The sequence below is a fragment of the Rhodoplanes sp. genome (assembly GCF_013377085.1).
In the GTDB taxonomy this organism is placed as follows: Bacteria; Pseudomonadota; Alphaproteobacteria; order Rhizobiales; family Xanthobacteraceae; genus Rhodoplanes.
In genome coordinates, this window is the sequence record NZ_JACAAX010000001.1 from 277,516 (window position 1) to 292,814 (window position 15,299).

Consider the following 15,299-nt stretch of genomic DNA (forward strand, 5'->3'; position numbering starts at 1 on the left):
CCCCCTTTGGCCGCCGGCGGAGCGGGCCGGTGGCGTTCTGTCGCGAGCGGGGCCGACGAGGCCGTCACGATTCCACGGCGATCACCCGCAGTGGAAACGCGTCGAGTCCCGCAATGGCGACCGGTAAGGCGTAGACCATGAAGCGCGACGTCGAGAGCCGGTCGAGATTGGTCAGGTTCTCGATCAGCGGAATGCCTTTTTCGAACAGGGCGTGGTGGTTGACGTGCTGCTCGCTGCGCGGGACCTCGACGCCCGAGGCGTCGACGCCCATCAGCTTCATGCCCTGCGCGACCAGCCATTGGATGGCGGCCGGCGAGAAATACGGGGTCAGCGCGTAGTCTTCGGTGCCGAAGAACGGCGCGCCGCCGAGATTGCAGAAGACGATGTCGCCGGGACGGATCCCGCCCGCCCGTGCGGCGGCCTCGCGCACGTGATCCTCGGTGATGGCGGTCTTGCGCGGGCAGGCGCGCAGATCCAGGAGCACCGCCTCGCCGACGAGCTGATCGAGGCGCAAGGCGGAGAGGTCGGCTCCGGACTGGATGATGTGGTAGGGCGCCTCGATATGCGTGGCGATGTGGTTCACCATGCTGACATTGTGCATGATGTACCACTGGCCATCGAGCCTGACGACCTTCTGGTTGACGGTGTCGGCGCCGACCATCTCGACCGCGAATTTTCGGCCGGCTTTGCCCGGGTGGATGACGTGGGAGAGGTCGATCATCTGACTGGCCATGTGGACCCTCGTGGCCGGGACGCTTTCGCTCAAAGCCCCAGCTTCTTGCGCATTCCCCGGATGTTCTCGCGGATCGCATCGGCGGCGGCGACCTCGTCGCGCTCGCGGATGCATCTCAGGATGGCGCGATGCTGGGCGATGGAGAGTGCCTTCTCGGCGGGACCGAGATCGGGCCGCTCCTTGGACCGCGCCAGCCGCATGAAGTCCTCGATCTCGGAGATGAAACGGATCAGCTTCCGGTTCCGGGAGCATTCGGCGATGCTCTTGTGGAAATGCGTGTCGAGCGCGCTCGCCGTCTTGAGATCGCCCGCCGTGAGGGCGGTCTCGTAGTCGTCCAGGATGGCGGCGAGCCGATCGATCTCGGCCTCGGTGATCCGCTCGACGCAGCACTGCACCGCGATCGTCTCCAGCGCCTCGCGGATCCGGAGGAAGTCCAGGAACTCCTCGCGGCTCACGCTGGCGCAGAACAGTCCCTTGCGGGGCACGTTGACGACCAGTCCCTCGGTGGCGAGCTGGTTGATGGCCTCGCGCACCGGCGTCCGGCTCATCGAGATTTCGTCGGCGATCGAATCCTCGCGCAGCCGTTCGCCCGGCTTGAACTGCAGCTCGAGGATGCGCTGCTTGATCAGCGCATAAGCCTTGTCGCGCAGAATGGGATGATCCATCGGCCGGGAACCTTTTGCGGGGCGGAGTAGGCCATGAATAAATTATAATTTATATACGAAGATCTCCGCATGCCGGTGGGAGGAAGCGGCGTTACGACGCGACGGGTGGTGCGCTGCGACCCGGCCGGACTGTCGCAGGTGTGTCCGCGCGTGGTCGCCGGGTGGCGCGTTCCGTTCGGGGTGTCCGCTTGTTTCCGCGCCTGCCGATCTGCGCCCCCAGGTCATCAGGGACCCGCGTCCGCAGCCGATGGATAGCGTTTTCAGGAGACTTTCGCGGGCCCGGCCGTCGACGTGCCGCGGGCGCGACCTGTTTGTGCCGCTCCGGCCGGGCGATCTGCCGGGTGCGCAAGCTCGGTCTTGTCCACATGGTGGTTTTCACGGACTTGCCGATCGATCGGTCGAAGCATCAAATATGATATCATATATGAAGTCGATCCTGGAACGCCATGTCCGTCGCCCCTGCCGAGTCCGTCGTCCGCCAGACCACCGCCGATCAACTGTTCGCGGTGCTTCGCGAGCGCATCCTCGGCCACGTCTTGCCGGCCGGCGTCCATCTCATCGAGGCCGAGATCGCCCGCGAGTTCCGCGTCTCGACGACGCCGGTCCGCGAGGCGCTGCAGCGCCTCGTCCAGGTCGGCCTCGCCGACCGACAGGCCGCCCGCGGCATCACGGTGCATCGCCCGACCGCGGCGGAGCTGCGCGATCTTTTCGAGCTGCGCATGCTGCTCGAACCGGCCGGGCTGAAGGACTCGGCCCGCAGCATGGACGAGGCCGGCTGGACCGCGCTGGAGGAGATCCTCGCCGCCGCCAAGGCGGCCATCGATGCCGGTCAGGCCGGCGTCTCGGCCGAGCTCAATTCGCGGTTCCACCGCGGCCTCGTCGGCCGTGCCCGCAACCGCATCTTGCGCGACACGCTCAACGGCCTCGCCGACCGCCATCGCCTCGGCTCGCTCTACGGCTGGTCCGTGGTCAATCACAGCGTCCGCGAATGGGGCGAGCATTGCGAGATCCTCGGCTTTGCCCGCCGCGGCGAGATCGACCGCGCCGCCGAGCTTTTGCGCGATCACATCAGCCGCTACATGGACTCGACCGTCGCCACTCTGGAGCGCGTCGAGCACGACCGCGGCGAGCTGCCGGCGCTGCACGAGCCGGCCGCCTTCGCTCCGCGGGAGGTCTCCGCCTGACGCGCCGTCCCGTCATCCCAGGCGCCGACCGGCGCCGTCTCTCGTCAAAAGAGCTGCCCTCATGACCGATCCGCGCCTCGCCCGGGTTTACGACAACGGCTTCAAGAAACGGCTCGTCGCCGACGAGCTGCAGATCGGCTTGTGGCTCAACTCGGCCTCGCCGCTGGTCGCCGAGCTCGTCTCCTACACGGGCTTCGCCTGGGTGGTCATCGACGCCGAGCATGCGCCGAACGACCTCGCCGAGACCATCGCCCAGCTCCACGCATTCGCCGGCAGCCCGACCTCCGTGATGGTGCGGCCGCCGTGGAACGACATGGTGCTGATCAAGCGCCTGCTCGACGCCGGCGTGCAGAACTTCCTGGTGCCCTTCGTGCAGACCGCCGAGGAGGCGAAGGCCGCCGTCGCCGCCGTGCGCTACCCGCCCAAGGGCGTGCGCGGGGTCTCGGTCGGCAGCCGCTCCTCCGCCTTCGGCTTCGTCACCGACTACTGGACGAGGATCGACGACCACATCGGCGTCACCGTGCAGATCGAGCATATGACCGGCTTCGGCAATCTCGCCGAGATCTGCGCGGTCGACGGGGTCGACGGCATCTTCGTCGGGCCCAACGACCTCGCCGCCAGCACCGGCCACATCGTCGACATTCCGCACCCCGAGGTGCAGGCGCTGATCGCCGCGCTGCCCGCCGTGTGCCGCCGCTTCGGCAAAGCCGCCGGCATCCTGGCGTCGAACCCCGAGGAGGGCCAACGCTATGTCGACATGGGCTACTCCTTCGTCGGGGTCGGCTCCGACCTCGGCCTGCTCAAGGGCGCGGCCCTGAAGGCTGCGCGCGCCATCACGGGCCGCTCGGCGAGCCGCTGACCGGACCGCAACACACGGGAGGGCGCTTTGCGGTTGCACGTAGCGGGACCGAAGGACGTCTGGGCCGGCCTGATCTACATCGCTTTCGGCGGGCTGATGTTCTGGGGGGCGCTCGGCTATCGGCTCGGCACCGCCGGGCGGATGGGGCCGGGCTACTTCCCACGCGTGCTGGCCGTCATCCTGGTCGCCATCGGTGTCGTGGCGCTGGTGCGCGGCCTGATCGTGCGCGGCGAGCGGATCGACGGCATCGCCTGGAAGCCCCTGGCGCTTATCCTGGCGTCGTCGGTGCTGTTCGGCCTGCTGCTCGAGCGGGCCGGGCTGGTCGTCGCGCTGGTCGCACTGGTGCTGGTGTCGGCCTCGGCCAGCAAGGAGTTCCGCTTCGACCCGAAGGCGGTCGCCGGGCTCGTCGCGCTGATCGGCTTCTGCGTCGCCGCCTTCGTCAAGGGCCTCGGCGTGCCGATGCCGATCCTCGGGACCTGGCTCGAGCCGCTCGCCGTGCTCGCGCCGTAGACGGGACAGGAGGACGGCGCGATGGACATCCTGACCAATCTCGCCATCGGCTTCTCGACGGCGCTGTCGCTGACCAATCTGGCCTATTGTTTCGTCGGCGTGTTCCTCGGCACGGCCGTCGGCGTCCTGCCCGGGCTCGGCGTGCCGGCCACGGTCGCGATGCTGCTGCCGGCCACCTTCGCGCTGCCGCCGGTCTCGGCGCTGATCATGCTGGCCGGCATCTTCTACGGCGCCCAGTACGGCGGCTCGACGACCTCCATCCTGGTCAACCTGCCGGGCGAGACCTCGTCGGTGATCACGGCGCTCGACGGTCACCAGATGGCGCGCCAGGGCAAGGCCGGCCGCGCGCTCGCGACGGCGGCGATCGCCTCCTTCTTCGCCGGCACCGTGTGCACGCTGCTGATGGCGATGTTCGCGCCGCCGCTCGGCGCCATGGCGCTGGAGTTCGGGCCTGCCGAGTACTTCTCGCTGATGGTGCTCGGCCTCGTCGCCTCCATCGTGCTGGCGTCCGGCTCGATCCTGCACGCGCTCGGCATGGTGGTGATCGGGCTCCTGCTCGGCCTCGTCGGCACCGACGTGAATTCCGGCGCGCAGCGCTACAGCCTGGGCATCGCCGAGCTGACCGACGGCATCAATTTCGTCGTCATCGCCATGGGCATGTTCGGGCTCGGCGAGATCGTCGCCAATCTCGAGACGGCCGACACGCGCGAGCTGATGATCAAGAAGGTGAGCGGCCTGTGGCCGACTCGCGAGGACTGGCGGCGCATCCGCGCCCCGATCCTGCGCGGAACCCTGCTCGGCTCGGTGCTCGGTCTCCTGCCCGGCGGCGGCGCGGCGCTGGCGTCGTTCGGTGCCTACGCGCTGGAGAAGAAGGTGTCGCGCAACCGCGCCGAGTTCGGCCACGGTGCCATCGAGGGCGTGGCGGCGCCGGAGGCCGCCAACAATGCCGGCGCGCAGATGTCCTTCGTGCCGATGCTGACGCTCGGCATTCCGTCCAATCCGGTGATGGCGCTGATGATCGGGGCGATGGTCATCCAGGGCATTCAGCCGGGCCCCGGCGTGATGACCGAGCAGCCGACGCTGTTCTGGGGCGTCGTGGTGTCGATGTGGATCGGCAACCTCATGCTGCTCGTGCTCAACCTGCCGCTGATCGGCTTGTGGGTGAAGATGATCAGCGTGCCCTATCACCTGCTTTATCCGACGATCCTGGTGTTCTGCGCCATCGGCGTGTTCTCGCTGTCGAACACGACCTTCGACGTGCAGCTCATGGTGCTGTTCGGCCTCGTCGGCTACGTGCTGAAGAAGCTCGGCTGCGAGCCGGCGCCGATGCTGCTCGGCTTCATCCTCGGCCCGATGATGGAAGAGTATCTGCGCCGCGCTCTGCTGTTGTCGATGGGCGACCCGACGACCCTGATCACCAGCCCGATCAGCGCCGTCATGCTGGCCCTGGCCGCCATCCTGCTCGTCCTCGTCCTGCTGCCCAGCTTCGGCAGCACGCGTCGGGAGGCGTTCCAGGACGAGTGATCGTCGCACCGTCCCGCCGGGCGGATATCACGCGATCGGTGCCACGCGCAGGCGACCGCGACATCTCGGAGGAGGCTTCACCATGTGCCTGTCGACCCTAGCGAAGATCGCCGCCGTCGCGGCCTGCATGGCGCTCGCGCCAGTCGCCGCAGCGGCCCAGACCTATCCGAGCAAGCCGATCAAGCTCATCGTGCCGGCACCGCCGGGCGGCGCCATCGACATCCTCGCCCGCCTGGTCGGGGAGAGGCTCGCCGTCTCGATGGGACAGCCGGTGATCGTCGAGAACAAGCCCGGCGCCTCCAACAATCTCGGCACCGACCTGATCGCCAAGAGTGCGCCGGACGGTTACACGATCGGCATCGTCGGCGGCAGCCACAACATCGCCAAGTTCCTCTTCAAGGACCTGCCGTGGGATCCGGAGAAGAGCTTCGAGCCGATCGTCTACACCCACGTCGTGCCGCTGGTCTTCGGCGTTTATCCCGGCATCCCGGCCAAGACGCTGCCCGAGCTCGTCGCCTGGCTGAAGGCCAATCCCGACAAGGCCAAGGTCGCGACCTCCGGCCGCGGCAGCGCCCAGGAGATGGCCGCCGAGATGTTCCAGATGACGAGCGGCGCCAAGCTCGTGATGGTGCCCTACAAGGGCAGCTCGCAGGCTCATCCCGACCTGCTGGCGGGACGGACCGCCCTCTACATCGACACGATCAGCGCGATCAAGGGCCATGTGAAGTCGGGCGCCGTGCGCGCCGTCGCGGTGTCGACGGCCAAGCGCTCGGCGGCGTTGCCCGATGTGCCGACGGCCGCCGAGCAGGGCCTCACGGGCTACGACGCCAACACCAATGGCGGCATTCTCGCCCCGGCGGGCACGCCCAAGCCGATCATCGCCAGGCTCAACGCCGAGATCAACGCGATCCTGAAGATGCCCGACATCGCCGCCAAGCTGGAAGGCGCCGGCATCGAGGTGCAGGGCGGCTCGCCCGAGGACTATGCCGCGTTGATCAAGTCCGACCTGGTGAAATGGGGCAAGGTGGTCAAGGAAGCCGGGATCGAGCCGGAATGATCTCGCGGCGGGGCCGGCGCCGCGCGGGGCGGGCCGGCTCTTCCGTCCGCGCGGAATGCAGGTCGGCGCCGCCGGCGATGCGATCCGCGGGTTTCCCCGACCAAACACTGTGATGCTGCCGTCGAGCCATGGACCCGTGGTCAGCAGGAAGAACCCGGATGCGGCCGTCTCCGCCAGGCGGGAGCCGGAGGATACGGCCGATCTTCATCATTGCTGCGCGGTCTCGACCCGCGTCTGCTCACATACGATCAGGTCGGCGACCTGATCGCGTATTGTTGGCCCGGTTGCCGTCATCGCCGCGAATGCCGTCGATGTCTGTGCCGGGCAACCATCACCCCCATTGATCAGGTGTCCGATGCCGCGCTTCGCTGCCAACCTCTCCTTCATGTTCGCCGATCGCCCACTCATCGCGCGGTTCGGTGCCGCCGCCGCCGCCGGCTTTCGTGCCGTGGAGCTGCAAGCCCCGTACGAGGCGACAGCCAAGGCCGTGCGGGCCGAGATCGACCGTTATGGGCTGACCATGCTCGGCATCAATACGGGTCCGCTCCCCGACACCAATTGGGGGGCGGCCGGCGTGCCGGGTCGCGAGGCGGATTTTGCCGCGCTGTTCGCTCAGGCGCTCGACTATGTCGTGACGATCGGCGGCCGTGCGATCCACTGTCTCGCCGGCATCGTGCCGCCCGAGCAGCGTGCCGTGGCGGAGCAGGTCTTCGTCCACAATCTGCAGCAGGCGGCGGACCGGGCGGCGCCGGACGGCATCGTCATCCTGATCGAGCCGATCAATACTCGCGACTGCCCGGGCTATCTGCTGTCGAGCGCGGAGCAGGCCGCGGAGATTCTGGCGCGCGTGCAGCGACCCAATGTCCGCATGCAGTTCGATTTCTATCACAACCAGATCATGGGCGGCGATCTGATCCGCCGGTTCGAGCGTTATCGGGCCATCATCGGCCATGTCCAGATCGCCGCGGTGCCGAGCCGGGCCGAGCCGGACGAAGGCGAAATCCGCTACGCCGGCATCTTCGAGGCGCTCGACCGGCTCCATTACGAGGGCTGGGTCGGCTGCGAGTACAAGCCGCGCGGGCTGACCGAGGACGGACTGTCCTGGGGCGCCGCCTATGGTCTGGGAGCAGCCCCGCGTCAGGCGGGCTGAGGCCCGCGTTCCGCTCCGGCACGTCTGCACGGCACGGCCGCCGCGCGCCTGCCGCAACCTCGTTTTGCAATTTCGACATCCTGAAGGAGAGATCCACATGAGCAAGATCGGCTTCGTCGGCCTCGGCATCATGGGCACGCCGATGGCGGCCCACCTGATCGCGGCCGGCCATCAGTTGTTCCTCTACGACCTGCGGCCGCCGAAGGCGGAGCTGACCGACAAGGGCGCCGTCGCCTGCGCGTCGGCCAAGGAGGTCGCCCAGAAGTCCGACATCGTCATCATCATGGTGCCGGACACGCCGGACGTCGGCGCCGCGCTGTTTTCCGAGAACGGCATCGCGGCCGGGCTGTCCAAGGGCAAGATCGTGGTCGACATGAGCTCGATCTCGCCGATCGAGACCAAGGAATACGCCGCCAAGGTCGAGGCGCTGGGCTGCGACTATCTCGACGCGCCGGTGTCGGGCGGCGAGGTCGGCGCCAAGCAGGCGTCGCTGACCATCATGGTGGGCGGCAAGCAGGCGGTGTTCGACACGGTGAAGCCGCTGTTCGAGCTGATGGGCAAGAACATCACGCTGGTCGGCGGCGTCAGCGACGGACAGACCTGCAAGGTGGCGAACCAGATCATCGTCGCGCTGACCATCGAGGCGGTGGGCGAGGCGCTGCTGTTCGCCGCCAAGGCCGGGGCCGATCCGGCCAAGGTGCGGCAGGCGCTGATGGGCGGCTTCGCCAACTCGCGCATCCTCGAGGTGCATGGCGACCGGATGGTGAAGCGCACCTTCGATCCGGGCTTCCGCATCGAGCTTCACCAGAAGGATCTGAACCTGGCGCTGTCGGCGGCGCGCAAGATGGGCGTGAGCCTGCCCAACACGGCGACGGCGCAGGAGCTGTTCAATTCCTGCGCGGCGCATGGCGGCTCGAAGTGGGACCACTCCGGCATGGTGAAGGCGCTGGAGAGCATGGCCAATTTCGAGATCGGCCAGGCGCCGAAGAAGGCGTAACGCGTCCGGCTCGCGGATCGCCGCCCGGCCGGCGGACCGCCGCAGCACGCTGCGGCGGCCGGGCGGCGGCCCGCGCCGAAGCAAGACGAACAGACTGCGTGATGGCCGGGCTCGTCCCGGCCATTTTCGTTCGGTCATTCCGGGGCGCCACGCAGTGGCAAACCCGGAATCCATACGGCCGGTGCGGATTGTCTTTCGAAAGACAGGGGCTATGGGTCCCGGGCTCGGCCCTGCGGGCCGCCCCGGGACGACTGGAGAAAGAGCGAACGAGCTTCGCCGCTCACCATGCCAGCGGCTTGCCGTCGTAATTGAAGAAGCTGCCGGTCTTCTCGATCGTGAGATTGTCGATCACGGCAATCAGGCCGCGGGTCGACTGCTCGACCGTCAGGGCCGCGCCGCGGCCGCCCATGTCGGTCTTCACCCAGCCGGGATGCACGACGACGACGGTGATGCCCAGCGGCCGCAGCTCGGCCGCCAGACCCTGCATCACCTTGTTCACGGCCGCCTTGGAGGTGCGGTAGGCGACGTCGCCGGCGCCGCCCTGGGAGAGCTGGCCCATGATGCTCGACACCGTGACGAGGCGCGGCCGCTCGCCGCCGCGAAGATTCGGCAGCAGCGCCTGCGCGACCCGCAGCGGTGCCAGCGTGTTGATGGCGAGCGTCTGCGCGAAGCCGTCGAAATCCATGTCGAGCGCGCCCTGGCGGTCGGGCCCATGGATGCCGGCATTGTTGACGACGACGTCGAGCGGCTGGCCCTCGAGGCTCGCCGCCAATTGCGCCACCGAGTCAGGGTTGCCGACATCGAGCCGGTGCAAGGTGAGATTGCCGGCGTGCCGGGCGGCCAGCGCCGCGAGGTCGGGCGAGGCGGGGTCGCGGGCACAGGCGAGCACGCGGTCGCCCCGCTCGACGAGTCGCTCGACCAGCCCGAAGCCGATACCGCGGCTCGCGCCGGTGACGAGACAAATGGTCATGGAACATGCTCCGGACGAAAAGAGGACGATCTGCCGTCGCAGATCGCCCGTCCCGTGTCCAGCGCGTCGCCTTGTCCGGGTCTCCGGCGTGCGCCGCGAGCGGCGTGCGACGGTGGCCGCCTCAGCCGGCGCCGAGCAGCGCCAGCATGATGCCGCCCGAGATGGCGGTGCCGAACACGCCGGCGAGATTCGGGCCCATCGCCTGGTAGATCAGGTAGTTGTTGCGGTCCTCCTGATTGGCGACGACGTGCGAGACGCGCGCCGCGATCGGCACCGAGGCGATGCCGGCGGAGCCGATCAGCGGATTGATCTTCTTCTCCATGAACAGGTTCATGATCTTCGCCGTGATCACGCCGGAGGCGGTGCCGAACACGAAGGCGACGAGCCCCAGGAACACGATCTGCAGCGTCTTCACGGTGAGGAAGGCGTCGGCCGACATGGTCGAGCCGATCGCCACCGTGAGGATGATCGTCACCACGTTCATGATGCCGTTCGCCGCCGTGCGCGACAGGCGATCGACCACGCCGACCTCCTTGAGCAGGTTGCCCAGCATCAGCATGGTGATCAGCGGCGCGACCGGCGGGAAGAACAGGTTGACGATCACGGCCATGACGATCGGGAAGGCGATCTTCTCGAGCTTGGTGACCTGTCGCGGCGCCTGCATGCGGATCAGCCGCTCCTCCTTGGTGGTGAGGAGGCGCATCACGGGTGGCTGGATCAGCGGCATCAGCGCCATGTAGGAGTAGGCCGCGACCGAGATCTGCGGCAGCAGATGCGGGGCCAGCGTCACCGTGACGAAGATCGCCATCGGCCCGTCGGCGCCGCCGATGATGCCGATCGCGCCGGCCTCCTGGATCGAGAAGCCCCACAGCTTGGCGCCGATCAGGGCGACGAAGATGCCGAGATGCGCGCCGGCACCGAGGATCACCAGCCGCGGATTGGCGATCATCGGGCCGAAATCCGTCATGGCGCCGACGCCGAGGAAGATCAGCGGCGGCACGATCAACAGGTTGACGCCCTGATAGGCGTAGTTGAACAGGCCGCCCGGCTTGATCAGGTCGGAGCCCGGCACGTTGGCGACGATGCAGGCGAAGCCGATGCCGACCAGCAGGAAGGGTTCGTATTTCTTGACGATGGCGAGGTAGATCATCGCGCAGCCGACCGCGATCATCACGAAATTGCCCCACCAGATCTCCTGGAGCCCGGTCCCCTTGAGCAGGGCGTCCATGAAAAGAATGATCTGATCGAGCATGTGGCTGGCCCCTGTCCCCAATGGTCCGTCAGTACAAAATCAATGGCGTCGACTGATTCGCGTGACGATGCGCCGGTCGTTCCGCCGGCTCGCTCCGATCCGACGAGTCGGCACGGCGCCCCGGTCAATCCTCGATCAGATCCTTGTCCTCGACCTTCACGAGACGGCCGAGATAGGGAAAGGCGGCGAGCACCAGGCCGATCCCGGCGATCACGATGAAGCTCAGGAAGAAATCGATGACGCTGAGCATCACGGCGCCCTGCAGCGTGTCCGGAACGAGCATGTGACATCCTCCCTGGTCGGTGCGGCCTCGGCCGCGACGACCACCCCGTTTCGCAAAAACGCGACTGTCACGCACCGAGCGTCTCACCAGAGACGAGCACGAAGCATGCCAGCATCGCATGCCGCCCGCTTTTTGCTCGTCGCCGCCGCGCCGCGCTCAGCCCAGCAGGCGGTCGTTCGGCGTCGCCACCAATTCGAAGATCGAGATCAGGCTGTTGATCGCCAGCTCGTCGTTGGGGTGAATGGTGAGCGCATAGGTCGCGAGCGGCTGCGGCGCGCCGCGCTCGAGGTCGGCGATGAACGGATCGAGCGTCTCGGCGCGGGCCGCCGCCATCACGTCGAGCACACGGAGCCAGAAATCGATCCGGTCGGGGCCGCTCAGGCGAAGCGACCTCTGCAGGAAGCCGAGCCCGCAGACGAGCGCGAAAATCTCGTTGCAGCGCGCCTCGGCCAGATCCTTCGCGGCCGTCGGCGCCAGCGGCATGAACGGCTGGAAGCGGACGATGGCAATCGCCTGCAGGGCGGCGATGCGCACCGTCTCGTTCGACTGGCCGGCCGGGATGCGCCAGTCCTTGTAGGCCTTGTTGAGCAGGAAATAGCCCTGGATCAGCAGCGGGATGCGGCCTTCGCGCAGCACCAGGCGGTCGGCTGGCAGCGCGCCGCTGCTCATCAGCCCGCGGGCGATGTCGCGCAGGATGCCGACACGCTCCTGGATGGCCTTGTCGGAGATGTAGAAGACGCTCACGCCTAACCCCGCCCGCTTCGCTCGCGCCCGACGCCGCCCGGCGCCACCCGCACCAGCGCGGCGATCTCGGCGAACAGCGCCTCGCGCACGTGATTGAAGTTGTGGCGCAAGTCGGTCGCCGCGATCTTCGGGTTGGTCGTTGTCTCCTTGCGCCGATGCAGCGCATCGACCCCGGGCCCTTTGATCGCCACGAAACCCAGCGGCCCGTCGACCTCGGTCGTCACCGGCATGGCATGCTCCGTCGCCGATTCGTCGTCGGAACGTCGGCGCTTTCGTCCGGAGGGTCAAGCGCGAACAAGGCGCACAGGGCAGGGGCCGACGTGCGCCGTTGACCTGCGTTCAGACAGTCGACAGCGGCCGCGTCGCCGTCACGAGCCAGTCGCGTGTCGCACCATCGACGAGCGGGCCTATCACGTCGCGCACGCGGGCGTGATAGGCGTCGAGCCAGACGATCTCGTCGGCCGTCATCAGGGCGGGCGCGACGAGGCGCAGGTCGATCGGCGCCAGCGTCAGCGTCTCGAAGCTGTTCAGCGGCTTCTCGGCGCCGTCGACGGGCGCCGCCTCGATCACCAGGAGCAGATTCTCGATGCGGATGCCGTAGGCGCCGGTCTTGTAGTAGCCGGGCTCGTCGGACAGGATCATGCCGCGCGCCAGCGCCGTGCCGCCGAGCTTGGAGATGCGCGCCGGCCCCTCGTGCACCGACAGATAGCTGCCGATGCCGTGGCCGGTGCCGTGGTCGAAGTCGAGCCCGGCCGCCCACAGGAAGCTGCGCGCGAACGAGTCGAGCTGTGCCCCCGTGGTGCCGTCCGGGAAGACGGCGCGGGCGATGGCGACGTGTCCCTTCAGCACGCGGGTGAAGCGGTCGCGCATCTCGTCGCTCGTCGCGCCGAGCGCGACCGTGCGGGTGACGTCGGTGGTGCCGTCGACATATTGGGCGCCGGAGTCGATCAGAAACAGCTCGCCCGGGCCGAGCCGCCGGTTGGTCCGCCGCGTCACCCGGTAGTGCACGATGGCGCCGTTCGGTCCGGCGCCCGCGATGGTCGGGAACGACACGTCCTCGAGCTGGCCCGAGTCGGCGCGGTACTGCTCCAGCGCCTCGACGGCGTCGATCTCGGTGAGGTTGCCGCCGCCGGCGGCGGCGTCCAGCCAGGCCAGGAAGCGCACCAGGGCGACGCCGTCGCGGCGGTGTGCGGCGCGAGACCCGTCGATCTCGGTCGCGTTCTTGACCGCCTTCATCAGGGCGATCGGGTCGGCGCCGCGCACCGGCTTGCCGCCGGCGTCGCGCACGATGCGGGCGACGGCGTCGGGGCCGGTCGCCTCGTCGAGCCGGATGGAGGCGCCGCCGGCGGCACGGCGGGCCAGATCGGCATCGAAGGTCGACGGCTCGGCGATCTCGGTGAGCCCGGCCAGGGCCTCGCGCACCGCCGGCTCGAGCTTGCGCCCGTCGACGAAGAGGGCGGCCGGGCCCTCGACCGGCACGATCGCCACCGCGAGCGGCAGCGGCGTGTGGGCGATGTCGCGGCCGCGGATGTTGAACAGCCAGGCGACGGCATGCGGATCGGAGATCACCAGGGCGTCGGCCTTGTGGTTGCGCAGCTCGGTGCGCAGACGGGCCAGCTTGTCGGCGGCCGGCTCGCCGGCATACTTGGTGTCGTGCACCACGACGGGGCCGAGCGGCGGCGCCGGCCGGTCGGTCCACACGGCGTCGAGCGGGTTGGCCGCGACCGCGACCAGCGCGCCGCCGGCGGTCTCGCAGGCCTGCGCGAGCTTCTCGGCGCTTCTCGCGGTGTGCAGCCAGGGATCGTAGCCGAGACGGCTGCCGGCCGGCAGGTTGGCCTCGATCCACGCGCTCGGCGGCGTGTCGGCGAGATGGGCGATCTCGAACAGCGCCGGGTCGACCTGCTCGGCCGCCTGCAGGGTGTAGCGGCCGTCGACGAACAGCACGGCGCGCTCCGCCACCACGATGGCGGCGCCGGCCGAGCCGGTGAAGCCGGTCAGCCAGGCGAGCCGCTCGTCGCAGGGGGCGACATATTCGTTCTGGTAGCGGTCGGCGCGCGGAATGACGAAGCCGTCGAGGCCGGCGCGGGCGAGCGCGTCCCGCAGCGCGGCGAGGCGTGGCGCGCTCGCCGCCGGGGCCGGCGGATCGTCGAAGCTCTGGAATCGGGAGGGCATTGCGGCACGCTATCGGGGCGTTGCGGGCGCGGCAATGGCGCTCTCCGCAGATTGCGGATCGGCGGTGCGGAGCCACCGAGCTGCGGTATCATCGCATGGCAGGCATGCGGCGGCAGCGCGGGCCGGTCATGAAACTCCGGATCGTGGCGCGGCCGCGAAACAACTCTCTAATGCAACGCCGGCTTGCGAGCGATCGTGTCGTGCCCGTCGGGCCACCGGCAGAGGTGGCGCGGCCGGCCGCTTCACGGCTCCTCGGCACGGGACTAAGCTGAAAAGAAAAGGGAAGTGCTGCTGGGAGAAATGCTGCGGGGAGGCGTGTCGTTCGAAAAGGAACGATCGCCATGTCGATTCTCAGCCTGAACCACTTCGGTCACCTCGCCGACGCCAAGGCGCCCGTTGGACCCAGCCTGATCGACCGGATCTTCACGGCTCTCTACCGGGCCCGCATGGCGCAGGCCGAGCGCGTGATCGATCAGTACTGTCCGATCGGCCGCGAGCGCTTCATGCATCCCGATCCGACCGACTACCGCTCCTTCACGTGCCGCGACTGACCTCTGTCGCGTCGCTGGCGCGCCGCTTGCGCTCGTCGCACGTTGCGGCGCCGCTTTAGTCGGGTCCGCCCGCGGTCCGGAGGCCGAGCCTCGGTCCGCAGGAGCGTGGGCTGTGTCTGCCGGCCCGACGTCCCCGCGTCAAAAACAACCAGGCCTGTCGACCATCAACCCGGTCCGACACCGGATCCGGGTGATCACCTCTCGGTCATCCCGAGGCGTCGCCACCGGGGCCGGCCTTCGGTCGGCGTCTGGATGACGGCGGCGAGGCGTTTACCTGGCATTCATGGGAAGCGTCGACGATCCGCTCCGGTGACCCGGCGAGGGGACGCGAATCGCCGCGGCGCGCCTGCCCCTGGCGACGGCCGGGGCTGCGGGGGGCCGAGCTCGTACTGCACTGCAGCATTGCTGCCATGCGAGAGCGTCGGCCAGCCGCAAGAACCAAGCCGTGCAGACGGCTCCGGGCGCACTAGGATTGCAATTTTTATCACTCTGCGAAAGAAAATTCACCTAGATACACGCTATGCGGTATCAGAGGAGGCGGGTCCGGGTTTTCCCGCTAGCGCAATCCGGGCATCGCGCTTATTCTTCGCACTGCAGCAAAAAACACTGCATCGCAGAAATGCTGCACCGTCGATGCCGTCATGGAGG

16 protein-coding genes are annotated in these 15,299 nt (G+C 68.4%); 8 read left to right on the forward strand and 8 right to left on the reverse strand.

Annotation, left to right across the window (positions count from 1 at the left end):
• Nucleotides 1-64: 64 nt before the first annotated feature.
• Together HXX10_RS01170 and HXX10_RS01175 are read right to left on the reverse strand one after the other, a co-directional pair.
• Nucleotides 65-733, reverse strand: a complete 669-nt coding sequence (locus HXX10_RS01170; RefSeq protein WP_296519502.1) for a cyclase family protein — start codon at nt 731-733, stop codon at nt 65-67.
• A 29-nt stretch (nt 734-762) separates the two neighbouring features.
• On the reverse strand, nt 763-1,398 hold the full coding sequence (locus tag HXX10_RS01175) for a GntR family transcriptional regulator (protein ID WP_296519503.1): 636 nt from the start codon (nt 1,396-1,398) through the stop codon (nt 763-765).
• Between the two features lie 446 nt (nt 1,399-1,844).
• Here HXX10_RS01175 and HXX10_RS01180 point away from each other — a divergent pair, with 446 nt between their 5' ends.
• From HXX10_RS01180 to glxR, 7 genes are all read left to right on the forward strand, one after another.
• Nucleotides 1,845-2,582, forward strand: coding sequence for a GntR family transcriptional regulator (locus HXX10_RS01180; protein WP_296519504.1), 738 nt, complete (start codon nt 1,845-1,847; stop codon nt 2,580-2,582).
• A 61-nt stretch (nt 2,583-2,643) separates the two neighbouring features.
• Nucleotides 2,644-3,441 (forward strand): aldolase/citrate lyase family protein, encoded by a 798-nt coding sequence (locus HXX10_RS01185; RefSeq protein WP_296519505.1) that lies wholly within the window; start codon nt 2,644-2,646, stop codon nt 3,439-3,441.
• Between the two features lie 27 nt (nt 3,442-3,468).
• The gene (locus HXX10_RS01190) at nt 3,469-3,951 is read left to right on the forward strand and encodes a tripartite tricarboxylate transporter TctB family protein (protein WP_296519506.1); all 483 of its coding nucleotides are present in this window, start codon (nt 3,469-3,471) and stop codon (nt 3,949-3,951) included.
• 21 nt (nt 3,952-3,972) lie between these two features.
• Nucleotides 3,973-5,475, forward strand: coding sequence for a tripartite tricarboxylate transporter permease (locus tag HXX10_RS01195; protein WP_296519507.1), 1,503 nt, complete (start codon nt 3,973-3,975; stop codon nt 5,473-5,475).
• Between the two features lie 82 nt (nt 5,476-5,557).
• Nucleotides 5,558-6,532 carry a tripartite tricarboxylate transporter substrate binding protein gene (locus HXX10_RS01200; protein ID WP_296519508.1) on the forward strand — a complete coding sequence of 325 codons (975 nt, stop codon included), beginning with the start codon at nt 5,558-5,560 and terminating at the stop codon, nt 6,530-6,532.
• 355 nt (nt 6,533-6,887) lie between these two features.
• A complete protein-coding gene (locus HXX10_RS01205) occupies nt 6,888-7,682 on the forward strand; it encodes a TIM barrel protein (RefSeq protein WP_296519509.1) in 795 nt (264 codons plus the stop codon).
• Nucleotides 7,648-8,679, forward strand: a complete 1,032-nt coding sequence (glxR, locus tag HXX10_RS01210) for a 2-hydroxy-3-oxopropionate reductase (protein WP_296519510.1) — start codon at nt 7,648-7,650, stop codon at nt 8,677-8,679. The genes HXX10_RS01205 and glxR overlap by 35 nt, the downstream gene beginning before the upstream one ends.
• Nucleotides 8,680-8,959: 280 nt before the next feature.
• On the opposite strand, the gene HXX10_RS01215 is transcribed toward glxR, so the two are convergent.
• The 6 genes from HXX10_RS01215 to HXX10_RS01240 all read right to left on the reverse strand — a co-directional run bounded on the left by HXX10_RS01215 (nt 8,960) and on the right by HXX10_RS01240 (nt 14,100).
• Nucleotides 8,960-9,649, reverse strand: a complete 690-nt coding sequence (locus HXX10_RS01215; RefSeq protein ID WP_296519511.1) for an SDR family oxidoreductase — start codon at nt 9,647-9,649, stop codon at nt 8,960-8,962.
• A gap of 121 nt (nt 9,650-9,770) precedes the next feature.
• On the reverse strand, nt 9,771-10,901 hold the full coding sequence (locus tag HXX10_RS01220) for a sodium ion-translocating decarboxylase subunit beta (protein WP_296519512.1): 1,131 nt from the start codon (nt 10,899-10,901) through the stop codon (nt 9,771-9,773).
• 124 nt (nt 10,902-11,025) lie between these two features.
• A complete protein-coding gene (locus HXX10_RS01225; protein ID WP_296519513.1) occupies nt 11,026-11,184 on the reverse strand; it encodes a hypothetical protein in 159 nt (52 codons plus the stop codon).
• A 156-nt stretch (nt 11,185-11,340) separates the two neighbouring features.
• Entirely contained in the window at nt 11,341-11,928 is a 588-nt protein-coding gene (locus HXX10_RS01230) for a hypothetical protein (RefSeq protein ID WP_296519514.1), read from the reverse strand.
• Nucleotides 11,929-11,930: 2 nt separating this feature from the next.
• Nucleotides 11,931-12,158, reverse strand: a complete 228-nt coding sequence (locus HXX10_RS01235) for a hypothetical protein (protein ID WP_296519515.1) — start codon at nt 12,156-12,158, stop codon at nt 11,931-11,933.
• A gap of 109 nt (nt 12,159-12,267) precedes the next feature.
• Nucleotides 12,268-14,100, reverse strand: coding sequence for an aminopeptidase P family protein (locus HXX10_RS01240; protein ID WP_296519516.1), 1,833 nt, complete (start codon nt 14,098-14,100; stop codon nt 12,268-12,270).
• A gap of 341 nt (nt 14,101-14,441) precedes the next feature.
• On the opposite strand from HXX10_RS01240, the gene HXX10_RS01245 reads away from it, so the two are divergent.
• Nucleotides 14,442-14,651, forward strand: coding sequence for a hypothetical protein (locus HXX10_RS01245; protein WP_296519517.1), 210 nt, complete (start codon nt 14,442-14,444; stop codon nt 14,649-14,651).
• The last annotated feature ends 648 nt before the right edge of the window (nt 14,652-15,299 follow it).